Annotated in this window: 26 protein-coding genes; 8 read left to right on the top strand and 18 right to left on the bottom strand. The window is 60.4% G+C overall.

All coding sequences use genetic code 11. The features are described 5' to 3' along the window. Nucleotides 1-36 precede the first annotated feature (36 nt). The 5 genes from Q5Y75_RS22600 to pip all read right to left on the bottom strand — a co-directional run bounded on the left by Q5Y75_RS22600 (nucleotide 37) and on the right by pip (nucleotide 5083). Nucleotides 37-1122: an ABC transporter permease gene (locus Q5Y75_RS22600; protein ID WP_306201815.1), complete on the bottom strand. Its 1086-nt coding sequence runs from the start codon at nucleotides 1120-1122 to the stop codon at nucleotides 37-39. Nucleotides 1123-1215: 93 nt separating this feature from the next. After that, the gene (locus Q5Y75_RS22595) at nucleotides 1216-2160 is read right to left on the bottom strand and encodes a sugar ABC transporter substrate-binding protein (RefSeq protein WP_306201813.1); all 945 of its coding nucleotides are present in this window, start codon (nucleotides 2158-2160) and stop codon (nucleotides 1216-1218) included. A gap of 82 nt (nucleotides 2161-2242) precedes the next feature. Beyond that, the gene (locus Q5Y75_RS22590) at nucleotides 2243-3061 is read right to left on the bottom strand and encodes a TIM barrel protein (protein WP_306201811.1); all 819 of its coding nucleotides are present in this window, start codon (nucleotides 3059-3061) and stop codon (nucleotides 2243-2245) included. Nucleotides 3062-3269: 208 nt separating this feature from the next. After that, nucleotides 3270-4109 carry an ABC transporter substrate-binding protein gene (locus Q5Y75_RS22585; RefSeq protein ID WP_306201809.1) on the bottom strand — a complete coding sequence of 280 codons (840 nt, stop codon included), beginning with the start codon at nucleotides 4107-4109 and terminating at the stop codon, nucleotides 3270-3272. Then, the gene (gene pip / locus Q5Y75_RS22580; RefSeq protein ID WP_306201807.1) at nucleotides 4106-5083 is read right to left on the bottom strand and encodes a prolyl aminopeptidase; all 978 of its coding nucleotides are present in this window, start codon (nucleotides 5081-5083) and stop codon (nucleotides 4106-4108) included. The genes Q5Y75_RS22585 and pip overlap by 4 nt, the downstream gene beginning before the upstream one ends. Nucleotides 5084-5132: 49 nt before the next feature. Between pip and ubiG the strand changes: the two genes are divergently transcribed. Next, nucleotides 5133-5879 (top strand): bifunctional 2-polyprenyl-6-hydroxyphenol methylase/3-demethylubiquinol 3-O-methyltransferase UbiG, encoded by a 747-nt coding sequence (gene ubiG, locus Q5Y75_RS22575; RefSeq protein ID WP_306201804.1) that lies wholly within the window; start codon nucleotides 5133-5135, stop codon nucleotides 5877-5879. Between the two features lie 2 nt (nucleotides 5880-5881). Here the strand turns inward: ubiG and Q5Y75_RS22570 are convergent, their stop codons facing one another. From Q5Y75_RS22570 to Q5Y75_RS22555, 4 genes are read right to left on the bottom strand one after another with little or no spacing between them, the layout of a single operon-like run. Continuing rightward, complete coding sequence (locus tag Q5Y75_RS22570) at nucleotides 5882-6322, bottom strand: MarR family winged helix-turn-helix transcriptional regulator (RefSeq protein WP_306201802.1); 441 nt, start codon at nucleotides 6320-6322, stop codon at nucleotides 5882-5884. Nucleotides 6323-6334: 12 nt separating this feature from the next. Further along, complete coding sequence (locus Q5Y75_RS22565) at nucleotides 6335-7165, bottom strand: carbon-nitrogen hydrolase family protein (protein WP_306201800.1); 831 nt, start codon at nucleotides 7163-7165, stop codon at nucleotides 6335-6337. Continuing rightward, nucleotides 7165-7422, bottom strand: coding sequence for a glutaredoxin 3 (gene grxC, locus Q5Y75_RS22560; RefSeq protein ID WP_306201799.1), 258 nt, complete (start codon nucleotides 7420-7422; stop codon nucleotides 7165-7167). Before grxC ends, Q5Y75_RS22565 begins: the two co-directional genes overlap by 1 nt. Before the next feature lie 36 nt (nucleotides 7423-7458). Next, nucleotides 7459-8187: a ComF family protein gene (locus tag Q5Y75_RS22555; RefSeq protein ID WP_306201797.1), complete on the bottom strand. Its 729-nt coding sequence runs from the start codon at nucleotides 8185-8187 to the stop codon at nucleotides 7459-7461. Nucleotides 8188-8203: 16 nt separating this feature from the next. Between Q5Y75_RS22555 and Q5Y75_RS22550 the strand changes: the two genes are divergently transcribed. Together Q5Y75_RS22550 and hemH are read left to right on the top strand one after the other, a co-directional pair. Further along, the gene (locus Q5Y75_RS22550) at nucleotides 8204-9034 is read left to right on the top strand and encodes a class I SAM-dependent methyltransferase (protein WP_306201796.1); all 831 of its coding nucleotides are present in this window, start codon (nucleotides 8204-8206) and stop codon (nucleotides 9032-9034) included. Nucleotides 9035-9090: 56 nt separating this feature from the next. After that, nucleotides 9091-10152: a ferrochelatase gene (gene hemH, locus Q5Y75_RS22545; protein ID WP_306201794.1), complete on the top strand. Its 1062-nt coding sequence runs from the start codon at nucleotides 9091-9093 to the stop codon at nucleotides 10150-10152. A 63-nt stretch (nucleotides 10153-10215) separates the two neighbouring features. On the opposite strand, the gene Q5Y75_RS22540 is transcribed toward hemH, so the two are convergent. Then, nucleotides 10216-10398 carry a hypothetical protein gene (locus Q5Y75_RS22540; protein WP_306201792.1) on the bottom strand — a complete coding sequence of 61 codons (183 nt, stop codon included), beginning with the start codon at nucleotides 10396-10398 and terminating at the stop codon, nucleotides 10216-10218. A gap of 139 nt (nucleotides 10399-10537) precedes the next feature. Further along, nucleotides 10538-11137: a L,D-transpeptidase gene (locus Q5Y75_RS22535; protein ID WP_306201790.1), complete on the bottom strand. Its 600-nt coding sequence runs from the start codon at nucleotides 11135-11137 to the stop codon at nucleotides 10538-10540. Nucleotides 11138-11305: 168 nt separating this feature from the next. Here Q5Y75_RS22535 and dalA point away from each other — a divergent pair, with 168 nt between their 5' ends. Beyond that, a complete protein-coding gene (gene dalA / locus Q5Y75_RS22530; RefSeq protein WP_306201788.1) occupies nucleotides 11306-11794 on the top strand; it encodes a divisome-associated lipoprotein DalA in 489 nt (162 codons plus the stop codon). A gap of 84 nt (nucleotides 11795-11878) precedes the next feature. On the opposite strand, the gene Q5Y75_RS22525 is transcribed toward dalA, so the two are convergent. The 3 genes from Q5Y75_RS22525 to Q5Y75_RS22515 form a co-directional block, all read right to left on the bottom strand. Further along, complete coding sequence (locus Q5Y75_RS22525) at nucleotides 11879-13153, bottom strand: ABC transporter permease (RefSeq protein WP_306201786.1); 1275 nt, start codon at nucleotides 13151-13153, stop codon at nucleotides 11879-11881. Next, a complete protein-coding gene (locus Q5Y75_RS22520; protein WP_306201784.1) occupies nucleotides 13150-13956 on the bottom strand; it encodes a taurine ABC transporter ATP-binding protein in 807 nt (268 codons plus the stop codon). Before Q5Y75_RS22520 ends, Q5Y75_RS22525 begins: the two co-directional genes overlap by 4 nt. 110 nt (nucleotides 13957-14066) lie before the next feature. Next, nucleotides 14067-15059: a taurine ABC transporter substrate-binding protein gene (locus Q5Y75_RS22515; RefSeq protein WP_306201782.1), complete on the bottom strand. Its 993-nt coding sequence runs from the start codon at nucleotides 15057-15059 to the stop codon at nucleotides 14067-14069. Between the two features lie 280 nt (nucleotides 15060-15339). On the opposite strand from Q5Y75_RS22515, the gene Q5Y75_RS22510 reads away from it, so the two are divergent. Next, nucleotides 15340-16110, top strand: a complete 771-nt coding sequence (locus Q5Y75_RS22510) for an IclR family transcriptional regulator (RefSeq protein ID WP_306201780.1) — start codon at nucleotides 15340-15342, stop codon at nucleotides 16108-16110. Nucleotides 16111-16174: 64 nt separating this feature from the next. Then, nucleotides 16175-17467 (top strand): NAD(P)/FAD-dependent oxidoreductase, encoded by a 1293-nt coding sequence (locus Q5Y75_RS22505; protein ID WP_306201778.1) that lies wholly within the window; start codon nucleotides 16175-16177, stop codon nucleotides 17465-17467. A gap of 16 nt (nucleotides 17468-17483) precedes the next feature. Here Q5Y75_RS22505 and Q5Y75_RS22500 read toward each other — a convergent pair whose 3' ends face one another. The 4 genes from Q5Y75_RS22500 to ilvD all read right to left on the bottom strand — a co-directional run bounded on the left by Q5Y75_RS22500 (nucleotide 17484) and on the right by ilvD (nucleotide 21043). Further along, on the bottom strand, nucleotides 17484-17855 hold the full coding sequence (locus Q5Y75_RS22500; protein ID WP_306201777.1) for a hypothetical protein: 372 nt from the start codon (nucleotides 17853-17855) through the stop codon (nucleotides 17484-17486). 9 nt (nucleotides 17856-17864) lie between these two features. Beyond that, nucleotides 17865-18626: a DUF6478 family protein gene (locus Q5Y75_RS22495; RefSeq protein ID WP_306201775.1), complete on the bottom strand. Its 762-nt coding sequence runs from the start codon at nucleotides 18624-18626 to the stop codon at nucleotides 17865-17867. 109 nt (nucleotides 18627-18735) lie between these two features. Further along, nucleotides 18736-19329, bottom strand: a complete 594-nt coding sequence (locus Q5Y75_RS22490; protein WP_306201773.1) for a hypothetical protein — start codon at nucleotides 19327-19329, stop codon at nucleotides 18736-18738. Beyond that, nucleotides 19310-21043, bottom strand: coding sequence for a dihydroxy-acid dehydratase (gene ilvD / locus Q5Y75_RS22485; RefSeq protein ID WP_306201770.1), 1734 nt, complete (start codon nucleotides 21041-21043; stop codon nucleotides 19310-19312). The genes Q5Y75_RS22490 and ilvD overlap by 20 nt, the downstream gene beginning before the upstream one ends. A 189-nt stretch (nucleotides 21044-21232) precedes the next feature. Here ilvD and Q5Y75_RS22480 point away from each other — a divergent pair, with 189 nt between their 5' ends. Both Q5Y75_RS22480 and Q5Y75_RS22475 read left to right on the top strand, forming a co-directional pair. Continuing rightward, complete coding sequence (locus Q5Y75_RS22480) at nucleotides 21233-24352, top strand: ABC transporter transmembrane domain-containing protein (protein WP_306201768.1); 3120 nt, start codon at nucleotides 21233-21235, stop codon at nucleotides 24350-24352. Next, the gene (locus tag Q5Y75_RS22475) at nucleotides 24345-25232 is read left to right on the top strand and encodes a CPBP family intramembrane glutamic endopeptidase (protein ID WP_306201766.1); all 888 of its coding nucleotides are present in this window, start codon (nucleotides 24345-24347) and stop codon (nucleotides 25230-25232) included. Before Q5Y75_RS22480 ends, Q5Y75_RS22475 begins: the two co-directional genes overlap by 8 nt. Nucleotides 25233-25253: the final 21 nt, after the last annotated feature.

The following is a 25253-nucleotide window of genomic DNA, read 5'->3' as shown; positions in this document are numbered from 1 at the left end:
TCGTGGAGCTTTACTTCACTCATCAGTTCCTCCTCCCTAAGCCTTGGCCGCGGCGCTTTTCTGGCGCCATTGATCAAGAACCACGGCGCTGATGATGATCGCTCCCATGGCCATGAGCTGATAGAACGCATCGAGCTTGATATAGGTGAAACCGGACTGGATCACGCCGAACACCATGGCGCCCAGAACAGTACCTATGATCGAGCCGCGCCCGCCGGTCAGACTGACCCCACCGATCACCGCCATGGCAATCGCGAACAGCTCATAGAACTGGCCCATGCCGGTCTGCGCGGTCAGGTTCTTGGAACTGAGGATGATCGCGGCAAAGGCGGCGAGCATACTGGCGATCATGTAAACCATGACCTTGTGGCGGCGCACGTTGATGCCCGACATCCGTGCCGCTGCCTCGTTAGAGCCTATTGCGTAGGTGTGTTTGCCGTAGACCGTGAATTTCAGCACGAAGTGGAACAGAAACGCCAGCAGCAGGAACCACACCACCGGCATCATCCCTGACCCCAGCCAGGCATAGCTTTCGGTAGGGAAGGACACGGGCTGACCGCGGGTCCACCACTGGGCGATGCCCCGGCAGATCAGGAACATGCCCAGCGTCGCAATGAAGGGCGGAATGCCGGTGAATGCAATGAGTGAGCCGTTTATGGCCCCTATGAACGCCCCGAAACATAAACCGACTATTACGGGTATGAGCACAGGTAGATCAAAAGCCCAGGCCCCGAACACCGCCTTTGGGTTCAACTGCCCGTTTACCAATTCGGTCTGGGCAAAGGACATCACGATCATCGCTGTCGCGCCCACAAGCGGCCCCGATGACAAGTCGATCCCGCCCGAGATGATCACCTGCGTGACCCCCAGCGCGATAATCCCGATGATCGCCACCTGCAGGATAATGATCTTGATCCGGGCGATATTCAGGATGGTTCCGTCGCGGTTGGTGTTGAAGTCAAACAACATGCTTTGACCGCGCATATACGGAAGCAACTGACCGAGCGCTTCGAAGATGAGGATGATTATGATCAGGGCGAAAAAGATATTCACCTCGCCTGGCCAGGACCGTTTGGACTTGTCGTATTTTAGCCCGCCGATACCGTGGGATTCTTCAGCCATCAGGTGTCCCTCGATTGAATAGGTGATGTCGCGAATAGGTCTTATTAGTGCAGAGCGGTACAGTGCCGCTCTGCCCGTTCTTGGTCTGTCGGATCAGTTCCGCGACAGGAAATCGGCGACGTTGTCGGGCGTCACCAGCTTGAACGGAATGTAGACTTTCTGATCCAGATCTTCGCCACGGGCCAGCGCCAATGCGGCATCAACCGAGCCTGCGCCCTGACCATGGGCGTCCTGAAATACGGTTACGTCCAGATCGCCAGCCTGCATCGCAACCAAAGCATCCTGTGTGGCGTCCACACCACCGACCTGGACAGTGGCCATGTCGATGCCTGAGGCTTTCATGGCCTGGATCGCACCAATTGCCATCTCGTCATTGTTGGCGATGACAAAGTCGAAATCCTCGCCCGAGGACAGCCAGTTGGTCATGAGGTCCTGCGCCTTGTCGCGCGACCATTCGGCAGTCTGCTCGTCGATGATTTCCATGAAGTTGCACATGTCCATGCCGACCACGTCATGCACATCCTTGGTCCGCTGAACGGCAGCCTGGTTGGAGAGTTGGCCCATCAGAACATACCCTTTGGCACCGCCGGCTTTGCCCTCTGCCCGCAGGTTGCGGCAGATCTGAAAGCTCTCTAGCGTACCGGATTCGATCTCGTTCGACGCCACGAAAGCCTGATTTTCGGGCAGGGTGTCGACATTTGCAGGCTCGCGGTTGACATAGACCAGCGGCACACCTGCAGAGGCAGCGGCATCGGTCATCGCCTGGGTTGCGGATGTATCGACGGCGTTCACGATGATCGCATCAACGCCCGAAGCGATAAAGTTGTTGATCTGATCCAACTGCTTGGCCACATCATCGGTGGCATCTTCGACCTGCAAATCTACACCATCCAGCGATGCTGCGTGTTCGGTCATGCCGTTGCGCATGACGGTCAGGAAGTTGTCGTCGAACCGCGCGATACTGGCCCCGATGGTTTCGGCCATTGCGGATGTGCCCATCAGTGCGGCGAGGCCGCTGGCGAGTAGTAGTTTCTTCATAGGTTCCTCCCTTGGATCGTGCCCGGCGCACGTTGCCTTGATACCGGGACCTCGTTTCGAGGCCGATTGACCATCACGCCCATCAGGCGGCTCTCCGGGCCAGATGTGATGTGATGAATTCCTGTGACCGCGCCAGCGCTTCGGCGGGTTGGGTCATGTTGTGAATCTCGGGCGCGAAGGCCTCGAACGAAACGGGCCCCTCATAGCCTGCCATCTGCAAGGCGCGTAACTGGGGCAGGTTGCCCAGACGGTCATCCGCATCCACGAGCACGCGATGCGCGTCGATCATCTGTTCCGATGTTGGGGCCAGGTCGGTGATGCCAGAGATATGTACCAGCGCTGTCGCCTGGGCTTGGAAGGTGTCCTCGCCAGCCAGATGATGATGGAACGTGTCATGCACGATTCCGAAACAGGCGGGTCGGTTCATGTCGTCCAATACGGCCACGACATCCCTCTTGAGACGCAAGGTGCTGTGGGCAAAGCCCAGCGGTTCGATCAGCCCGGTCAGACCGTGATCTTCAAGCGGGGCCTGCAGCACCTCTAGGGCCGCGCGCAGGGCCAGACGCTGCCTGTCGCGTCCACTTGGCCCCGTCGCCAGCTGTGGGATCAGCGCAACCCCTTCGGCACCGCAAGCAGCAGCCATCTGCATCAGATCAAGCGCGGGGGGCAGTTTGTCCGATGGGGCGTCGTTGAACGCTTTGACCTCTGCCAGCGCCAGAATGCGCAGCCCGGCCTCGCGCGCGGCGGCCCCGATATCTTTGGGGTCTTCGCCGTCAAACAGCGGGCCGTTCAGATCGTTGCGGAACTCGACACCGGTGCAGCCCAGAGCGCTTGCCATACCCAGCAGGTCCCTCGCAGGTACGCGCGGTACTGTCATATGGTTCAGGCCAAACGATATCATTTCAGAGCGGCTCCTCCCACGAGCATCATTTACTGTAACGGCAATTTCCATTTTTGCAACCGGTTGCATAAATTTCCTGAGCTTGGAAAATACCGACGCAGATATGGTGTCTCAGCAGGGAGTGAGCGCAAGATATGTAGAATAAGGCCTACGTCGCAGGGGCCGCCAGAAGCCCCGGTCAGTCTTTGTCTGTCAGGCAGATGTGCGATCAGGTCTCAACAAGCCACCAGCGCTCGGCGATGCGCAGATCACCCAGCGAGGTTGTTTGACCGATCCGAGCCGGGGTGCCGACCTGCGGCGCAAAGGCGATCTGCATGTCATCGGCAGAGGGGTGGCAGCGATAGTCGCCGCGCGCCCTGATCGTTTCTGCCTGCGGCAGCACGGTCACGCCGACAAACCCGTCGCAAAGCGCCTCGGCGCGCACAGCTGGGTCGGGAATCACGATGATCTCGACCGCGTCAGCCCAACCCGCATGGCCTTGGCGGTGATGATCCGTTACGCGAACGGTCCGGAACTGGCGATCTTCACGCGCGGCAGTCACGCGATAGCAGCCGGTTCCGATCGCGTCGGCAAGCGTCGCCCCAAACTGCCCGTTTGGCGCGATCAGGAAGTGATCCTCGGCCAGCAATAGTGGCAGGTCCGGCATCGGCTCTGCCACCTCCAGCCGCAGGCGTCCGGGCAAGATTTCGTGCGCCGAGTCCAGATGTGGCAGCCGCGCCAGCGAGGCGATCACATCCGCGGCTTGCAACGGGCTGCCATCATGAAAACGGACACCCTCACGCAGATCGAAGTGCCAGACACGCGCATCGGCATCGCTTTCCCAGGCGCTTGCCAACTCGCCGCGCAAGGCACGGTCAGGGCCGATCTCGGTCAGTGTTTCAAAAACTGCGCGCCGGGCGATCAGGCCCAGCGCATCGCCCTCGCGCGGAACCGCAAGGCGCAGGGTGCCCCCTGCGCGCGGTCCGGCCTGTGCCGACAACCCGGTTGCCGCAAGCAAGGCGGCGGCGGCACCAGAGGCAAAAAGGGCACGACGGTCGAGCCGGGTCATGTTCCCTGCTCCGCGATACGGTCCATGATACGCACCAACTCGGCGCTGATGCCAGGCTCTGACAGGGCGTGACCGGCATTGCGCACCATCTTGAGCTGACAATTGGGCCAGCGCTCGCTCAGTTTCCAGGCCGAGGTGGGCGGGCAGATCATGTCATAGCGCCCCTGCACGATATGTCCGGGAATATGCGCGATCCGGTCCATATTGGCGAGAATCTGCCCGTCAAATTCCAGGAAGCCATCGTTCATGAAATAGTGGTTCTCCAACCGGGCAAAGGCGCGGGCATAATCACCGGGGCTTTCCCCTGTCGACCCGTTGGAATGAATAGAGGCTAGCGCATTCTCCCAGGCCGACCAGGCACGGCCATAGCGGGTCTCTTCCTGCAGATTGCCGGAAAACAGGCGGCGGTGATAGGCGGCGATCATGTCGTCGCGCTCATCCTCTGGAATGAGAGCAGAGAAACGCGCCCAGGGTTCGGGCCAGAACTTGCCCGCGCCGCCGCCATAGAACCAGTCCAACTCGGCCCGCGTCATCAGGAACACGCCGCGCAGGATCAGATGCGCGACCCGGTCGGGATGCGCCTGCGCATAGACCAGGGCCAGCGTTGCGCCCCAACTGCCGCCAAATACGGCCCAGCTATCGATCTCCAGCTGTCGGCGAATCACCTCGATATCCGACACCAGATGTGTGGTTGTATTCTCTTGAACCGAGGCATGCGGGCGCGAGCGACCGCAGCCGCGCTGGTCAAAAAGAATCACCCGGTACACGTCCGGATCGAAATAGCGCCGCATCGCCGGACTGCACCCGCCACCCGGCCCGCCATGCAGAACCACGACAGGCCTGCCATCGGGATTTCCGCATTGTTCCACATAGATACGGTGTCCCTGGCCCACATCGATCATGCGCTGATCGAACGGATCGATCGGCGGATAAAGATACTGAACTGCGCGCTTTTGGTCGGGATACTTGTCCATTACCGCCCTATATAGTGCTCAAGCGGTAAAAGAGCATACGGAGACGGGAATGCAAGTCTATCAATCCACCGTTGACCCGGCAGAAATTGCCAAATTCGAGGCAATGGCAGCGGAATGGTGGGACCCGGCGGGGAAATTCAAGCCTCTGCACATGCTCAACCCGTGCCGGCTGGACTATATCACCGGGCAGATCGCGGCCGAGTTTGAGCGTGATTTGACCGCGCCGGCCCCTTTTGTCGGGCTGCGCCTGCTCGATATCGGGTGCGGCGGCGGGCTTCTCAGCGAACCGATGGCGCGGCTGGGGGCGGATGTTGTCGGCGCGGACGCCGCCGAACGGAACATCCCCGTCGCACAGGTCCATGCCGAGCAATCCGGGCTGGAGATCGATTACCGCCACACCACCGCCGAAGCGCTCGCGGAGGCCGGAGAGCAGTTCGACGTGGTCCTCAACATGGAGGTTGTCGAACATGTCGCCGACCCGCTGAGCTATCTTACCGCGACGCAGCAGTTGTTGCGGCCCGGTGGGCTGCAGGTCTGTTCAACCCTCAACCGCAACCCGAAATCCTACGCAATGGCGATTTTCGGGGCCGAGGTGGTCATGCGCTGGCTGCCGCGCGGCACGCATGAGTGGTCAAAGTTCATCACCCCAGATGAACTCTTTGACCTGCTGCGTGAGGCGGGGCTGGAACCGGTGGACCGCAAGGGGTTCGTGTTCAACCCGCTGCTCTGGTCCTGGTCGATCTCGGCACGCGATCTGAGCGTCAACTACGTGACCGCCAGCGTGAAACCCGTCTGAGGCTACTCGTTTTCCAGTTTCAGCCGCAGATCGCGCAACACGGGCAGCACGTTGCGCACCCGTTCAATACCCAAATCGTCGACAAACGCGTTGATGAGCGGCGTAATGGATGAGATCGCCTGATCCCGCGCCCGCCGCCCGGCGGGGCTGATCGCGATCATCTTGCGCCGCGCATCGTCCCAATCGGGACGGATATGCACATAGCCCGCCCATTCTAGCTTGGCTAATGTATTGGTCATGGCCCCGCGGGTGACGTGGAACGTTCCGGCCAGTTGCGCAGGTGTTCGCTCATCCCCCACAAAAACCAGGTGGTTGAGCACCGAGAAATGCGAGATCTCCATCCCTTTGGGCAACACCCGGCTCAGCCGGTTGCGCAGCAACTGGTCCGAGGTGAGGATTTCGCTAAATAGCGAAGCCGCAAGGGAATTGGTATCGTCGTTCATTTCGGATCTGGGTTAAGGGCCATCGAAATGGCGCATATGGGAGAGCGAAGGCACTTTTCGGCGCGCCTCTGTCACAGAACTAACATCCAGATCGAAAATGTGAATGCCCGGATCGGTCCCTGCGTCGATCAGCACCTCTCCCCAGGGTGAAATCGCCAGACTATGGCCATGGGTTGTGCGTTGTCTGCCCCGGCTGGTCGGATGTGTCCCGGTTTGGGCGGGTGCCAAAACGTAGCACCCGGTTTCGATTGCACGCGCCCGCAGCAGCGATTGCCAATGCGCCGCACCGGTGACCGGCGAAAACGCCGCCGGAACCGTCAAGACCTGCGCGCCTGCCTGCGCCAGCGCGGCGTAGAGATGGGGAAAGCGAAGATCGTAGCAGATGCTCAGGCCCAGCTTGCCGAAGGGCATCTCGGCCACCACCGCGCGCGTGCCGGGCCGGTAATTCGCCGATTCGCGGTACATTTCGGTCTCGGACACCTGCACGTCGAACATGTGAATCTTGTCATAGCGTGCCACGACCGCCCCGTCAGGGTCGATCAGGAACGACCGGTTGGCAAAGCGGCCATCCGTGTCTTGGGTCTTAAGCGCGAGCGAACCGATCAGCAGCCAGATCTTTAGCGCGGCGGCCTGCTCGCGCAGGGCGGCAAGCGTCGGGTCATCCTCTTCATGGTGCAGGACGGCGCGCTGGTGAGTCGTGCTGGTTGACAGGCAGTTGGTGACCTCGGGCGTCAGCACAAACGAGGCCCCCTGACCTGCTGCATCACCAAACAGACCGCGAACCATTTCGAGATTCGCGGCAGGATCGTCCGAAGACGTGATCTGCAGCAGGGCGGTGCGCATCAGGCGGTGAGAAGGCTGTCGAGCTTACCCGCACGGTCAAGCGCGTGAAGATCGTCACAGCCGCCAACATGTGCGCCACCGATAAAGATCTGCGGCACCGTGCGGCTGCCGCGGGCACGCTCGATCATCTCGGGTTTGCGCTTTGGGTTTCGCAGCACATCGATCTCGTCAAAGCTGACACCTTTCTGTGTCAGCAGGCGTTTGGCAGCGTGGCAGAACCCGCAGAGCGGAGAAGTGTAGATTTCAACCGGTTTCATGTCTTGTTCCCTTGAGTCGCGGCAATCTACGGGCAACTAGGCATCCTTGGCAACGCGCGCCAGAGTGAGCACGAAAATATGATTTGCCCCCGCGTTCAGGCAGGCTTCAGCGCAGGCCGTCAGGGTTGCGCCCGAAGTCATCACATCATCCACCAACACCACGTCGTGCCCTACAAGGCCCGCTGCATGGCGCGGATTCACGCGGATGGCATCTGTCAGCAGCGCTGTGCGTTGGTCACGTGTCTTGCCGTCCAGCTTTGGGGTGGAGCGGGTGCGCAGCAGCATATCCGGGCAGGTGGGCAGGTTATTCAGAGCTGCCAGATGCGTGGCCAGCAGTGCGGATTGATTATAGCGGCGCCTGAGCAGGCGCGACCAGTGCAGCGGCACCGGGACAAGCAGGCGATCCGGTTGCAGTATCCGCCCACCCGCCTGCGTCATCCACCGTGCTGCGGGCCGGGCCAGATCGGGCCGGTCGCCATGTTTCAGCGCCAGGATCATCTTGCGCGACCGGCCCGTATAGGTCAGCGCCGCACGCCCGTCTTGCCAAGGGCGCGGGGTCTGCATGCAATCGTCGCATTCGATGCGGTGGCCGTCCACCTCGCCGGGCAGTGGCAGCCCGCAGCTTTCGCAGATCGTGCCGGTGATCAGTGGCGTGTCGCGCCAGCATGAGCCGCAAAGCCCGAAATCGCTGGTCACCAGCTCTCCGCAACTGACGCAGCGGGGGGGATAGATCATCTCTAGCGCGGTTTGAATTCCTGCCCACATGAGTTATCTGCGCGCCATGAGATTGCCACCTTCTGATACACCGGCCCTGTTCGACCGACCCGCCCTGCTTCAGCGCCGTCGTCGGGTGCAAGCAGATGCGCTGTTCCTGCACGAGGCCGCCCTGGCCGAGGTGCAGGATCGCCTGTCGCTGGTTAAGAGAGTGTTTACGGATATCGCAATCGTGACGCCTTTCCCCACGATCTGGCGCGCGCAGTTCCCCAACGCGCGGATCGTCGAGGATGGCGAGGTTCTGGACCTGCCCGGTTCGGAACATGATCTGGTGATCCATGCCATGGCCCTGCATCAGGCCAATGATCCGGTGGGCCAGATCATCCAGTGCCGCCGTGCGCTCCGGCCCGATGGGCTGTTTCTGTGCGTCAGCTTGGGCGGGCAGACCCTGCACGAGTTGCGCGCTGTTCTGGCTCAGGCCGAGATCGAGGCCCGTGGCGGCCTCAGCCCGCGTATCGCGCCCATGGCCGAGATTCGCGACCTCGGTGCGCTGCTGCAGCGTGCCGGGCTGGCCCTGCCGGTGGCCGATAGCTTCACCCTGACCGCAGCCTATCGCGATCTACGCCACCTGATGCAGGACCTGCGCGCCATGGGCGAAACCAATATCTTGACCGCCCGCGACCGCCATTTCACCCGGCGTGCGCTGTTTGAGCAGGCCAACAGGCTCTATGCCGACCATGTTGCCCAACCCGACCAAAGGCTGCCCGCCACGTTCGAGATCCTGTGCCTGACCGGCTGGGCACCCGATGACAGCCAGCCGAAACCGCTGCGCCCGGGCTCTGCCACCATGCGACTCGCGGCAGCGCTGGGCACGGGTGAGACAAAACTGCCCGATTGACGCCAGCAACATTCCATTTATCTGCAAAGACAACACTCAAAAGCCAGGACACCCAGATGCTAGACGCCACCCAGCCCGCTGCCCGCCCGCAACACGCCCCGGCAGATCACCCGCCGATCCGCATGGGCAAGGTGGGCATTCTGCTGGCCAACCTGGGCACACCCGACAACTATACCTACTGGCCGATGCGGCGATACCTGAACGAGTTCCTCTCGGATCAGCGGGTGATCGATTATCCGGCGTGGAAATGGCAACCGCTGTTGCAATTGATCATCCTGACGAAACGGCCTTTCACCTCGGGCGCAGCGTATAAGTCGATCTGGAACCATGACCGCGGCGAAAGCCCGCTGATGACGATCACCGAGGACCAGACCACAAAGATGTCCGAGGCGCTGCACGCGCGTTACGGCGACAGGGTGATGGTTGATTTCTGTATGCGCTACGGCAATCCGTCGACCAAATCGAAGGTCCGCGCGATGGTCGAGGCCGGATGCGACCGCATCCTGTTCTTCCCGCTTTATCCGCACTATGCCGGAGCCACTTCGGCCACTGCAAACGATCAGTTCTTTCGGGCACTGATGGAAGAGGCCTGGCAACCCTCAAGCCGGACGGTGCCCGCCTATTACGACGAACCCGCCTATATCGACGCGCTCGCGCAATCGATCGAGACGACCTATGCCAAGCTCGATGACCGGCCCGACATACTTGTGTGTTCGTATCACGGCATGCCCGAGCGCTATCTGCAGCAGGGCGACCCATATCATTGCCAATGCGTGAAAACCACGCGCCTGCTGAAAGAGCGTCTGGGCTGGGCCGATACCGATATCGTCTCGACCTTCCAGTCGCGCTTCGGGCCTGAAGAGTGGCTGAAACCCTATACCGTGGATCACGTGGCTGATCTGGCGCGGCAAGGCAAGAAGAAGATCGCCGTTTGCGCGCCCGCCTTCTCGGCCGATTGCATCGAGACGCTGGAAGAGATCAACGAAGAGATCAAGGAGAGCTTCGAAGAGGCCGGTGGCGAGGCCTTCACCTATATTCCCTGCCTCAATGATGACACGGCGCATATCGCGGCGTTGTCCAAAGTGATCGAGGACAATCTGAAGGGCTGGCTGGACTGATCCAGCGAAAGAAAAAAGGCGGGGCTCATGCCACCGCCTTTTTCCAGATCTTGTATCGTCAGCTTAGCTGGCTGCGACAGCCGCGCCCGCGATGACCAGCAGGATCAGCGGCAGCCAGATGCCACCCGACGAACCTTGGGTCTCTTCAACGATGACCGGCGGCTCAACAACGGGCTCTTCCAGGTTACCGGCGAATGCGGTCGAAGCTGCAGCAGTCAGGGCAGCGGCGAGAACGAGTTTCTTCATATTAACCTCCAGGATGCGTGCGATTCGGAATTCCCAGACCGCACTCTCAAGACTTACCTCGTGAGGTTTTCTAAGCAACTATAAGCTGGGATTGCAAATGGTTGTTGCCCATTCTCCACCTTTGAACCGTCAAATGTCGTCAAATTAGCAACACTTGCGTGCCCACATTCGTCATCGAGAAAAGCTCGGCGATGTGCTCGTTATAGAGCCCGATACAGCCATTGGATGACCGGCGGCCGATCTTGCGCGTGTCATGGGTACCGTGGATACGATAGTATTTCCAGCTCAGATAAAGCGCGTGGGTCCCCAGCGGATTATCCGGACCCGCTGGAATGAAATCGGGCCATTCCGGGTTGCGCCTCTTCATCGACGGGGTCGGTGCCCAGGTGGGGCCTTCGACCTTGCGGATCACGCTTGTGCGTCCGCGCCGGGTCATGTCTTCGGTCAGTGGAACAGAAGACGGGTAGAGCTTGTAAACAGACTGATCTTCGGACCAGTAATGCAGCGCGCGCGACTGCGTATCCACGAGAATCGCACCGTTTCTGGTGTTCGAGAAATAGGGCTGCCAGCTAAGCGCGCGAAAGCTCGAGATGTTGCGATCGACGGGTGGTTCCTCTTCTGGCGCGGGCCGCAGGGGATCGCCCGGAATGTATTGAGCCAGCGCAGGCGTTGCCAGCATCGACGCCGCTCCGACGAGAAAACCGCGCCGAGTTTGGGGGGGAATGCATTTCCGCTTCATAGCTTTGGACCTCAATTCAGAACAAAAGAACCTGTCCGGCATGATATTGCCGGAAAGCCTCAGTCGCAAATCAAACCGCATCTCTTGGGCGCTGTGTTGCACACGCGCATTTGCACCTGAGCGCGGCTCGCTGTATCTGCCGGTAAAGAAACGGCTCAAGGTGACAGGATGTTGCGTCTAGTTTTGCTTGTCGGGATGCTGATGGGGGCTCTTGCCGCCTGCACGCCCTCATATGAGAACAACGGCTCTGGCGTGTACCGAATCAGGGGCGATGGATCGAAGGTCCAGTTCCGGATGCTTGATTCGGTCAATTCCCTGCGCTCGGCTGCAGGGCTGCCGACGGTGCAGTTGAATTCACAGCTTAACGCGGCGGCTGCGACGCATGCGCGTGACATGTCGGTGCAGAACCGGCCCTGGCATTTTGGCTCTGACGGGTCGTCGCCGCTGGATCGCGCGCAGCGGGCGGGATATTTTGGCCAGTTCCTGGGTGAGGCAATCTCGGAATCCTACGAGACCGAGCTGGAAACCCTTTCGGCCTGGATGGAACAGCCTGGCACCCGGTCGGTCATCATGGACCCGCAGGCCCGCAACATGGGCTTTTCGTGGTTTCAGGAAAGCAGCGGCAAGATCTGGTGGACGCTGGAGATGGGCAGCTGACCCTGCCGGGATGCTCGTAGTCATCGCATGCGTTGCATGAGATATCCGCCGCCGCGATCCCTCGCGGCGACGGTTTTCAGTGGATCAGCTCTTGCCTTTCCAAGGCACCAATATGCGCTCGGCCCATCGCATCAGCATGTCGATACCAAATCCGATGATACCGATCAGGATAATACCGAGGATCACGATATCGGTATTCTGGAACCGCGACGCGACCATGATCATCATGCCGGCACCTTGTTCCGCGGCAACCAGTTCCGCAGCAACAACCGTGCCCCAACAGACGCCCATCGCCACTCGCGCGCCGGTAAATATCTCGGGCAGAGAGTTGGGGATGATCACATAGCGCATGATCTGCCACTTGCTTGCGCCAAGTGAATAGGCGGCATGCACCTTCGAGATATTCACACCCGACACGCCGGATCGCGCCGCGATGGCCATGATCCACAAAGCCGCAAGGAACAGCAGGATGATCTTGCCTCCCTCACCGATGCCAAACCAGATGATCACCAGCGGGATCAGGGCCAGCGGCGGCACCGGGCGCATGAATTCCACGATGGGATCAAACCAGCCGCGGAACCAATCACTCAGGCCCATCGCATACCCCAACGGTATCCCGACAAGTGCACCCAAAAGAAAACCGGCGATAACGCGGAACAGTGAATAGCCCAGATGTTCCCATAGGGTGAAGTTTCGGAACCCCTCGCTCAGAACGGTCACGGTCCTCTTCCAGACCTCTTCCGGAGGAGGCAGATATAGCGGTTCCATCTGCCAGCCACGGCTGGGCGCAATATTCGGCGTGCCCTTGTCGGATAATGTGACAGACCCGTTTTCGATCTGGACGGTCTCACCGCGCTGGATCGGCTGGCCGTTGATTGCGATTACTTCCGCGCCATCAGCCTTGCTGACATCGTCGTTATTGTCGACGCGGAGCAAACCCGTTCTCCATTGCGCGATTGCAATCGAGTCGTTCTTGGCAAGCCCTTCACCTGGATCGACCTCAGGCGGGTCCACCTTTTCGTCGCGGGGATAGACGACGACCGTAACGGTCGCATCATCTGTTTCCCCGTTTGCCTCTACCGTATAGGTGAACTCCGTCGTGCCTACGAACGGGGCCGGTGCATGGAGGAACCTGGGTAACAGGGCCGAGCCCGTGAACATTCCCCAGATAAAGAAGATGGTGATGATCGAGATGATACCGGCCACCCGGTTCGGTCGAACCGCGCTTTCATCGCCGAATGTCACCGTCTTAAGCGACGTGTAATCCCGAATCGTTGCGTGATGAACAACCTTTGTCACGATGAAGTACGACGCAGCGAAGATCCCGAGATAAATGAAGAGAACAAAAAATCCGGTCATGCGGCGTCCTCCGTGCGTCCCATGATTTCTTCTTCCATGTCCCAGATCATCGAGAGAATTTCCTCACGCTTGGGGGCAAAATCGGGATGTTTCTTTACTTCGCGCAGATCGGCCCCGACCCCCAGTTCAGCAAAGGGAAGCCTGTATTCTTTGTGAATACGACCCGGACGTGGCGCCATGACGATTAACCGCTCGCCCAGCAAGAGCGCTTCTTCCACCGAATGGGTGATCAGGATGATTGTCTTCCCGGTCTCTTTCCAAAGCTTCAGCACGAGGCTTTGCATTTTCTCGCGGGTCAGCGCGTCGAGCGCGCCCAAGGGCTCATCCATGAGGATGACATCGGGGTCGTTGGCCAGGCACCGCGCCAGCGCCACACGCTGCTGCATACCGCCAGACAATTCGTAAACCGCCTTTTCCTTGAAGTCCTGCAAGCCGACAACGTCCAGAAGGTGGTCAACGATTTCGGCTTTTTCACCTTCCGGCATCCCCTTCATCTTTGGGCCAAAGCCGACATTTTCACGCACTGACATCCATTCGAACAATGCGCCTTTCTGGAACACCATGCCACGCTCGGCATCCGGGCCGGTGATTTCGTGGCCGTTGAGTATGAGCTTTCCACTTGTCGGTGCCAGAAACCCGGCAACGATGTTCAGCAAGGTTGTCTTGCCGCATCCCGAAGGTCCGAGAACACTCAGCAACTCGCCTTCTTTCAACTCCATGGACACGTTTTCGAGGGCTTGAACGGCACTGCCATTGGGAAGCTCAAAGCGCATGGATAGGTCTTGTATCGATAGTCCGGTCATCCGTCCTCACCTGTCGATTGCCAAATTGAAATGCCGGGGAACTCGCGCTGTTCTCCCGGCGTCTCAGTATTGCCTGGCGCAAAGCAGTCTTCGCGCCAGGCAACCAGGTGTTATGAACCGGACGCTGCGCTGAGCGGACCCGTGTTGACTGCGTCCTCATAGCTGTCGAGCGCAGAGTCGATCGATCCGGCTTCCACAAAGACATCTGCGACGCCTTTCATGAATGCCGCAGCGTTTCCGCCAAGCCATGTCTCAGAAAGCTGGTCCTCAACAGACGGGAATTTCATGGTCGAAATCGCACCTTTTGCGGCTTCGATGTCCATGCCCGACTCTTTTGCAATCACAGCCAGCATTTCGTCGCTCTGGTTGGCATTCCATTCCGCATTTGCATCAGCGGTTACTTTCAGGAACGTCGCGACCACATCGCCATTTTCGGCAATGTAGGACGCGGGCGAGGAGGTCACGTCAAACACCAGAATGCCGAGTTCTTCCTTTTCGCCGCCAGTCAACAGCACGTTGCCGTGTTCGCGCATGCTGCTCAGGCCGCCGCCATAGCCACAAGCAAAGTCGACCGCTTTCTGACCAAGCGCATTGGCGCCTTCCGGTGGGGGCATGTCAACGATCTGAAGGCTGTCGAGCGGAATGCCAAAATGGTCCATCTGACGCAAGAAGCCGTAATGCGCCGCAGTGCCCAGCGGAACAGCCACTTTCTTGCCGGCCAGTTCACCAGCGGTATCTTTGTCGACTTCCAGATCGGCATGCACCACACAGTTGTCATTGTCCGAATAGCTGACGGCCACATCCACGACCTGAATGTCCTGCCCGCCTGACGAAGCGACCACGAAGGGCGGAACGCCTTGTGACACCGCGATTTGCACATCTCCCGAGGCCATGGCTGCGCTCATCGCTGTGCCAGTCTCAAAGGAGACCCAGTTGACCTTCTTTCCAAGTGCCTCGTCATAAGCGCCCGAAGCCTTGGCCGCCAGGAATGGCATCGGCCATTCCAGGAAGTAGGCCACCGTGATCTCTTCCTGTGCCACCGCCGACTGACCCGCAATAGCGAGCATCCCGGATGCAGCCAATGTTGCTAGTGTCTTCTTCATCTTGTCCTCCTGTTGGGCAATTTCGTAAGGTGTGCCGCACCATTATTATGACCCACGCAAGCGGCTTTGTCTTTTGGTCCACAGCGCGTGGTTCGAATGTAAGTGGGCCCCCATCTATCGTTATGCAGAACTTGCGTTCTGAAATAAAAGAGTATTCAGTGACTCTGCGAAACGTCAACTTTTTTCTCGAAAGACCCCGCTTTGTTGGGGCCGAACTGGTCAATTTTTAACCTTCAGCGACCACCGGTTCCACATTGCCCGAGATAGAAAGGAGCCATGGATGGGCAGATCCGCTGAAAGTTCGATCGTCACCAAATGTGCCATCATCATGGACGTACTCACCCATGCCCGGCAACCGATGGCGTTTTCCGAGGTCGTAGCGGACACCCAATTTGTCAAAAGTTCCTGCCACCGGATTCTGGCGGTCCTGCAAGGCGAAGGTCTTGTCGAGTATGACCCGGAAAGCAGAACCTACAAGACCGGATCCCGGTTTCATCAATGGGCGCACGCGGCCTGGAACCGGTCGGATCTGCAACAGGCGGCGGCGGACCCGATGACCCGGCTGAGCGAAGAAACCAGGATGAACGCGGCGCTGGTGGTGCTCGATCAGGATGCGATCCTGTATCTCAGAACAGTGAATTTCGACGCCGTCCGCTATGCCCCCCGCGCCGGAGACCGCGCGCCGCTGCACTGCACTGCGGCGGGCAAGATGTTTCTGTCGCAGATGTCGGACAGGCGCTTGCAGACCTATCTCGATTCGGCATCCTTTGAAAAATACACTGAGTTTACGCATACCTCCTCTGATGCGCTTTTAGCCGAGTTGCCGCGCATTCAAGAGGCCGGATATGCCACCGCGATTCGCGAAGAATTCCTGCAGGTCATGGGCATGTCCGCACCGATCTGGAACGAACAGAACAAGGTCGCCGCCTGCCTGTCGCTCTGGACCCTCACCGCCCATATTGACCAGGACGGTTTCGTTGCCCTTGCCGCAAGAGTGCAGGAAACGGCGCGCGCCATTTCGGACCGGATCGGAGGCGCGGCGTTGGCTTAAGACGATTGACAGGATGATCAAGGCTCTCACATACTGGAACCATAGTTCTGCATTGTGAGAGATCATGAGCATCACATCCGTCTCCTGGCCCGCATCGCTCTGGCTTCACACAGCGCCATCGAGTGACCCCAACCCACCCTTGAAGGACAGTCTGCGCACGGATGTTGCAATCATCGGGGCAGGATTCACCGGCCTGCGGGCGGCGCTGGCGCTGGCAGAGGCCGGGTCGGAGGTTGCCGTGATCGATAGCGGCGATGTTGGTTGGGGCGCATCGGGGCGCAATGGCGGGCAGGTGAATCCAATGCTGCCGTTCAATTCGCCTGCCCAGTTGCAGAAGCGGGTCGGTTCTGCCCGGTTCGAGCAACTGGCAGTGGCCTCGCTGAACTCCGCCGATGAGCTTTTTACGCTGATCGACAAATACCAGATCGACTGCCAGGCGCGGCAGGCGGGTTGGCTCCGGGTGCTGCATTCCGATGGTGCGCGGCGCAAGGCCGAGGCAGACCTTCACGCCTGGAACCGTTTTGGCGCGGCGATGGAGATGCTTTCGGGTACCGGTCTGTTGCAAAAAACGGGCACCGAGGCCTATGGCTATGGCGTACTGACCCCGCGCGGCGGCGCGGTGCAGCCGCTGATGCTGGCGCGCGGTGTGGCGCACGCGGCCAAAGCGCGGGGGGCGAGGATTTTCGGACAGACCCCGGCGCAGGCGCTTGAGCGCCGCGATGGCATCTGGACGATCCGCACCCCGCACGGCGCAATCACGTCCGAACAGGTGATCGTGGCCACCAATGGCTACAGTGCGGCGCTGCTGCCGGACTTGCCAAAGACCATCATTCCCATGACGCCCATCCAGATCGCCACCGCCCCGCTGCCCGACTCGGTTGCGGCGGAAATCCTGCCCGAGGGGCACACGATCTCGGACAGTCGCCGAGTGATCATGTATGCGCGTCGCGAGCCGGACAATCGCATGGTCTATGGCGGTCTGGGCCGGATGGACAAACGGGGCGGGTTGAGCGGCTTTGATTGGCTCAAACGCGATGCGTGCCGTGTCTATCCACAGCTTGAGCAGGCCGAGTGGAGCCACGAATGGGGTGGAACCATCGCCATCACCGACGATCATCTGCCGCATCTGCACGAACCGGAACCCGGCCTGCTGATCGGCCTGGGATATAATGGAAGGGGCGTGGCGATGTCGCATGTGATGGGTCGCGTTCTGGCGGAACGCGCCCTTGGCGCGCCGCCCGAAAGCTTGCCATTTCCGATCACCCCGCCGCGCCGTTTCCCGCTGCGTGCGTTCAAACTGGCCGGTATGGGAACCGCCATCCGGGCCATGCGGCTCATGGATCGGCTCGAACGATAGGGTGCCGTTTCAGGCCCTAGCTGGTCTCGATACAATGACGCCGGAAGGCACGCTTCAGCATGTCCAGCTCGGCGCGCAGCAGATCGACCTCGGCGCGCAGATGCTCTGAGGCCGCCTCGCCCGCGATCAGGGTGAAATCGCCCAGCTTGGCACCCGTCGCCGGGTCGAAGATCACAAAGCTCTGGACACCGTCGGCAATCGCAAGCGCCGGTATGGTGATCTTCAGATCCCAATCACCACTCTCATCCTCGGTCAACTCGACCGTTTCGACCGGCTCATCGTGATGGCGCACTGCAATCTCGGGGCGCTGGCCGGCCGGTGCGCCGGTCAGGCGGCCTTCCCAGACGCTGTTGCGCAGCCGGATCTTGGTGAGTGTCAGCTCGCTCATGCGGCCCCCTTACAATGCGGCGCGGCGGACCCGGCACAGGGTCAGGTCGCGGATGACAACCTGATTGAAATCGGGTGCCTCAAAGATTAGGTCGAGCCAGATCTTCTCGATACGTTTTTCGTTCAGACGGGAATAGGCGAGGTCGAACTCGACCATCACCTCCTCGTCGCCCAGCGGCAATTCGCGGGTGATCTGTTCGGTGTTGGGACCATGGCGGATGTTCAGCCGGGCAAAGATCTCGATGGGTTTTTCCGAGGCGATCGTGGTATCGACTCGGATCAGATGCCCGCGCGACAGCCCCACCGTGGCCTCAGGCGGAAAGTCGACCACCAGCGACAGGAACGACCCCTCGAAGCGAAGCACATCCATGCGTAAGCCGAAAGGGGCCAGGTCCTCTTCCCGCAGATTGCGGCATTGCCGAAGGGTCAGTTCGGACTGGCTGCAGTCGTGAAACAGCGTCACCTCGCCCCCAAGCGACGACCGGTTCCGGGCCGAGGCGATCCCGGATACCGGCAAGGGCCCGCGCCACAGCTCGGGTCGCCAGGACCAATCGGTGCCATGTGGCTTGGAAAAGAACGAAGATCCGATCTCAGGCCGCGCCAGACGCCCGTCTGCCGTATGAATCACCTGGTCCAGATGCTTGCGCAGCGCGCGCGCTTGGTTGCGCTGCTGGCGCAGGGTCGGCAGGTCGAGATCACCCGCCTGCTGTGCCGCCAGCTCCCAGCGCCGCAGCGTGCGATTGTGGAACAACCGATCCAGAACCCTGCTCATTTTCCGTCTGCCGTTGATGACATGTTGTCCCCCTGTCTACCGAAAGGACGCCAGCCAGATAAACACAATAACGCGTCGATCGTGGTTTTTTTGTCTGGGTGAAGTGTGATCAACCCTGATCCGGCGCAATCTGGGCGCTGGCTGCGCGGGTGCGCCGGGCCAATTCGGACAGCATGCGCGCGCCCCGATCGCCCAGCATCGGGCTGCCCTCTTCGGCGTAAAGCGCCAGCGCGACCACATTGCCATTCTCAACGAATGCGGTGCGCCAGACCTGCGGGCTCGCGCCACGCACCCGATGGGCCGTCTCGTCGAAACGCACAATCGCGAGGTCGCCATAGCGGCGGCTGGTCCCGGGTTTGGCCGGGGCGGCAGAGCGTGCGATCGCGTCGGTATCCGGTTGGATCGCATCAGCGCGGGCTTCGGTGGTGACCGTGATCAGCGCAAATCCCTGGCTGGCAGAACCCCTGCCGGCACCCAGTGCGTCGCAGCGCGCCAGCAGGGCAAAGCTGTTGTTCTTGCCGCTCCGGACAGAGCGCTGCTCAACGCAATAGCCGTGTGGCGCGCGCAGCACGATATCACCGCCCGCCAGAACCACGGATGTGGGCAGGGATTGACCCTGCTCCAGCCCGCCGATCTCGTCGCAACCGGCGAGCAGGGCAAGGGCCAGGGCGGCAATACGGACCTTAGAGGTCCATATATTCATGCTTTTCCGCCTTACCGCCGGGATGGGTCACCGCGCCCTTATAGGTCTTGTCGACCAGCTGCGAATACTTCCAAAGCGCGCCGGAGGCATAGATTGTTTCGCGCGGACCTTTCCAGGCGTCTTTGCGCTCTTCCAGCTCTTCCCAGGACAGATCGACGTTGATGGTGCCTTCAATGGCGTTCAGCGTGATCATATCGCCGTTTTTGAGCAGTGCGATAGGACCGCAATGCGCCGCCTCGGGGCCAACATGGCCCACGCAGAAGCCGCGCGTCGCGCCCGAGAAGCGGCCATCGGTGATCAGCGCCACCTTCTTGCCCATGCCCTGACCGCTGAGCGCCGCCGTGGTCGCCAGCATCTCGCGCATGCCGGGGCCGCCCGCCGGGCCTTCGTTGCGAATGACGAACACGTCGCCTTCCTCATATTCGCGCTTCTGTACCGCTTCGAAGGCGTCCTGCTCGCATTCGAAAACGCGCGCGGGGCCGGTGAAGCTGAGTTGTTCCTCACTCATCCCCGCGATTTTCACGATGGCGCCTTCAGGGGCCAGGTTGCCTTTCAGGCCGACAACGCCGCCGGTGGTCGAGAGTGGGGTTTCGACCGGATGAATGACACGGCCATCTGCGGCGCGATCCACTTTTTCCAGCTCTTCGCCAACCGAATAACCTGATGCGGTCATGCAGTCCTCATGCAGCAGCCCGGCCTTGCTGAGCTCTTTCATCACCGCAGGAACGCCGCCCGCCTCATAGAGGTCCTTGGCCACGAACTGCCCGCCCGGTTTCAGGTCGACGAAGTAAGGTGTGTCGCGGAAAATCTCACAAACGTCTTCCAGATAGAAATCGATCCCCGCCTCATGTGCCATGGCCGGCAGGTGCAGACCGGCATTGGTAGACCCGCCGGTGCAGGCTACGATGCGCGCGGCGTTTTCCAGCGATTTCAGCGTGACGATATCGCGGGCGCGGATGTCTTTTTCGATCAGGTTCATTACCGCGACACCGGACGCCTCGGCATATTGGTCGCGGCTCTCATAAGGCGCAGGCGCGCCCGATGAGTTGAACAGCGCCAGCCCGATGGCCTCGGACACGCAGGCCATGGTGTTGGCGGTGAACTGGCCACCACAGGCCCCGGCGCTGGGGCAGGCCACCTGTTCCAGCTTCTCCAACTCGCAGGTCGTCATGTTGCCCGCCTGATGCTGGCCAACGGCTTCGAACACGTCCTGCACGGTGACGTCCTTGCCTTCCAGCCGACCCGGCAGGATCGAGCCGCCATAGATGAAGACCGAAGGCACGTTGAGCCGGATCATTGCCATCATCATTCCCGGCAGCGACTTGTCGCAGCCTGCCAGACCGACGATGGCGTCATAGCAATGCCCGCGCATGGTCAACTCGACCGTATCGGCAATTGCCTCACGCGAGGCCAGAGACGAGCGCATGCCCTCATGCCCCATCGCGATCCCGTCGGTGACGGTGATGGTGGTGAACTCGCGGGGGGTGCCGCTGGCGGCCTTGACGCCCAGCTTCACCGCCTGCGCCTGACGATTCAGAGAGATATTGCAGGGCGCGGCTTCATTCCAGCAGGTCGCCACGCCGATCAGCGGCTGATGAATCTCATCCTCGCTGATCCCCATCGCATAAAGGTATGACCGGTGCGGCGCGCGCTCTGGCCCCTCGGTCACATGGCGGCTGGGCAATTTGGTCTTGTCGAACTTGCGCTTGAGCATGGCTGGACTCCCGGAAGAATGGTTCAGATGGCAATAGCCCCCTGCTGCGGGCGACACAAGTGTCATGGAAATCCGTTGATCCCCGCGTCTTGTAATCCACCGGACCAGTGCTTACCGTCCGTCAATCCGGTGACAGTGGAATTTCCGCGCCACGCCGTGGAAGATTTTACCTGAAACGAGGGACGGGTGATGGAACCCACACTGTTTTCATTCATCTGGAAACATTCGAAACGGCAACAGCTATTCCTGCTGCTGCTGACAATCATCTCATTTCCGTTCCTCTATGCCTCGCTGGAACTGCCCAAGCGCATCATCAACGACGCCATTGGCGCAACCACCGATGTGATCAATCTGTGGGGCCTCGACCTGACGCAGGTGCAGTACCTGCTAGTGCTGTGTTTCGCGTTTCTGGCCACGGTCATCGCCAGCGGTTTCATGAAAATGCGCATCAACACGATGAAGGGCGTGCTGTCGGAACGGATGCTGCGGCGGCTGCGCTATCAGTTGATCAGCCGCATGATGCGCTTTCCCCGTCCCTATTTCGCGACTACCAGCCAGGGCGAACTGGTCTCGATGATCACTTCCGAGGCCGAGCCAATGGGCGGGTTGATGGGCGATGCGGTGGCGCAGCCGGTGTTCCAGCTGGGTCAGATGCTGACCATCGTGACCTTCCTGTTCATGCAAAGCGTCTGGTTCGGGCTTGCCTCGATCGCGCTGATCCCGCTGCAGGCCTGGCTGATCCCGATGCTGCAGCGGCAGATCAACCTGTTGAACAAGGACCGCATCCAGCAGGTCCGCCGGTTGTCCTCGGAAATCGGTGAAAGCGCGGCCGGTATCTCGGACCTACGCGCCAATGGCGGCTGGCGCTATCGGCTGGCGATTTTCACCAGCCGATTGGGCAAGCTGTTCGATATCCGGTTCAAGATCTATCAGAAGAAATTCTTCATGAAGTTCCTGAACAATCTGATCACCCAGATGACCCCGTTCTTTTTCTATTCGGCGGGCGGATATCTGGCGATCAAGGGTGAGATCACGGTGGGTGCGCTGGTGGCGGCGCTTGCGGCCTATAAGGACCTGTCGAGCCCCTGGAAGGAACTGCTGACCTATTACAATCAGGTTCAGGACATGTCGCTGCGCTGGGAGATCGTGACCGAACGCTTTGCACCGCGCAACATGATCCCGCCCGAGTTGTTTGATGGAGAACCAAGTAAAATCCCGCATCTGAACGGCGCGGTCGAGCTGCGCAATGTGACCGTGCGGGACCGGGACGGCAACACCATCCTGGAAGACGTCAACATGACCATACCGCCCGGTGCGCGGGTGGCGATCCGGTCCAGCCGACAATCCGAGCGCAGCGCGCTGGCGCAGCTGCTGACCCGCGAAATACTGCCCTCGCATGGTGATGTGATCCTGTCAGGGCACAATGTGAAAGAACTGCACCAGGCGGTGATCGCCGCGCGTGTCGGTTATGCCCATTCGCGACCCTATCTGTTTGACGGCACTATGGGCGACAACCTTTTGATGCCGCTGCGCGCAAAACCATTGCGCGACCTTGAACATCCGCGCCAACCCGACCGCAAGCAGATCGAAGCCGTGCGTGCGGGCAATAGCGGCGATTCGCTGGACGAGAACTGGCTTGATCCCAGCCTTGCCGATCTGCCCGACGGCGAGGGCATCCGAGACTGGTGGTTCAAGCTGGTCGAAGCGATGGGGATCGACGAATTCATGCTGCGCCGCACTCTGCGATCAAAGCTCGATCCAGATTTGCACCGCGCGCTGGCGCGTGAAATCGTGGCGCTGCGCGGCAAGGTATGGGAGGCGCTCAAAGCGCGCGAACTGGATGAGCTGGTCTACCGTTTCGACCGGGAGAAATTTAATCCGGCAGTACCTATCGGTGGCAACCTGCTCTTCGCTGCGCCGACCCGCGATCTTCCGGCCGAGGCACTGGTCCAAAACGACGAATTCATCTCGATGATGGAAGAGCTGGGCCTGGATGACGAGGCCATGCTGATCGCCGCCACCGTAATGGACGAACTCAGACAGACATTCGGTCGGGACGGCACCGACCACCCGCTGTTCCAACGTCTGGGCCTGGACGAAACCCTTTATAACCGACTGCTGGACATCGCCGAGCGTCGCGACCGGGGCGGCGACGATGCCCCGAGCCATGACGAGGCTGCGTTGCTGGTAACGGTTCCTTTCCTGCTGACCGCCGAACAGATCGGGCCAAGCTTCACCGACGCGTTCAAGGACAAGATCCTTGCCATGCGCCATGCCCATGCCGAACGGTTGACCAAGGCATCGCAAGGCATGTTCGAAACCGTCAGAGAGGATCGCTATCTGCCCCGGCTCAGCGTAGCCGAAAACGCACTGTTCGGGCTGGTGTCGCAAATGGCGGGCGCACGCGCCGAAGAGATCGAGGATGTGGTCGCGGACGTATTGACCGAGGCCGGGCTGCAGCGGCGCCTTGCCGCGATCATCTATGATCTGCCCTCTGGGCTGGGCGGGAACAGCCTGCCGACGGTGTTTCAGGAACGGATCGCGTTTTCCCGCGCGGGCATCAAGCGCCCTGATATCCTGATCCTCGACAAAGCACTGGCCAGCCACGATTCCAAGAGCCGGTTGCGGACCCGGCAGCGCCTGCGCGAGCTGTTGCCGAAATCCATCATGATCTTCATGGAAGACAGCTTTGCCCATCCCGAAGCCTATGACCTGTTCATCGACATCGAAAACGGCCGCATTGACGGCGTCTCGGCGCGGCAGATGGATGGGTTGGACGAACGCGGGGCGGCGGACCTGAGCCGGAAGCTCAACATCATCGCTGGCACCGATCTATTCGGCAATCTCAACGCCCGCAATCAGAAACTTCTGGCCTATTCGGCGCAATGGTATGAGGTCGGGCAGGGCCAAACCATCTTTGCCGCCGGGCAGCAGGCCGATGCCGCCTATCTTTGTGTCAAAGGAAGCGCTCTGCTGCATTGGCCCGGCCAGAAAGACGAGGCGCGCGCCATCAGCATAATCGAACCCGGCCGCCTGATCGGGGATCTGTCGATCATCATGCGCCGCGCGCGCAGCATGGATCTGGTGGCGCGCGAGGACTGCAAGTTTCTCAGAATCGGGGCCGAGGAATTCCGTACCGTGATCGAAAGCGATGCCGAGGTGGCGGTGCAACTTCTGGAAACCGTCGCGGGCTATCTGATGGGAGCTGGGGAGCGTATTCAAGACATCATCAACAGCGGCTACGATCTCGACGTCGCGGATGTATCCGACGTGACGCGCGAAAAAGCAGGTGACGCAGGCAATGACTGATACACCCTACGCCGCGCATGAACGCCTGGTCGCTCCCTGCCGTCCCCGGCAGGCCATCTGGCGTGTGCTGCTGGGGCTAGTAATCGTCACGGTGACCCTCTTTGTGGGGTATTCGGTCGTCCTGCGGATGCTGACGGCAACCGGATCACAAGAGCTTGCCCTGTCCTTCATCACCGGCGATTCGCAGTTCGGAATGTTGCTGCTGCTGGGCTGTTTCGGCTTCATGACGCTGGGGGTCGTGCTGGCAGCGCGCCAACTTCAACGGCGCGGGTTGCAAAGCGTGACCGGAGATTACCGCCAGATGGTTCGACAGTTCTGGCAAGTGGTCCGCCTCCTGTTTCTGCTGATGCTGGCGGTCTTTCTGCTGCCGCCCTATGATTTCGGCGCGCCGCTGACGCCCAATCTGTCGCTTGGGTCCTGGCTTGCCCTGTTGCCGCTGTCGCTGCTGGCGGTGCTGATCCAGGTCAGCGCCGAGGAGATCCTGTTTCGAGGCTATCTGCAGCAATCGCTCGCGGCACGTTTCCGCAGCCCTCTGGTCTGGATGCTGGTGCCGTCGATCCTGTTCGCAATCGGGCATTACTCGCCCGAACAGGCGGGGGAGAACGCCCTGCTGATCGTGGGTCTGACGGGGCTCTTCGGGTTGCTGATGGCCGATATCACCGCGCGCGCGGGAACGCTGGGGCCCGCAATCGCGCTGCATTTCGCCAACAATGTCGTAGCCCTGCTGATCGTCGGCTTTCCAGATATGCTCAGCGGCCTCGCGCTCTATCTGACGCCGTTCGACATGTCCGATACCGGTACACTGCGCTTGTGGCTGCTTGTGGACCTGATCATGATGGTCTGCGCTTGGCTTGTGGCTCGCATCGCGATGCGACGCTGATTGCATTTTCGAGCGCGGCGT

This window comes from Ruegeria discodermiae, from assembly GCF_030758345.1.
In the GTDB taxonomy this organism is placed as follows: domain Bacteria; phylum Pseudomonadota; class Alphaproteobacteria; order Rhodobacterales; family Rhodobacteraceae; genus Ruegeria_C.
Note: the sequence above shows the minus strand (reverse complement) of the source record. Positions and strands in the feature narration are given on the sequence as shown.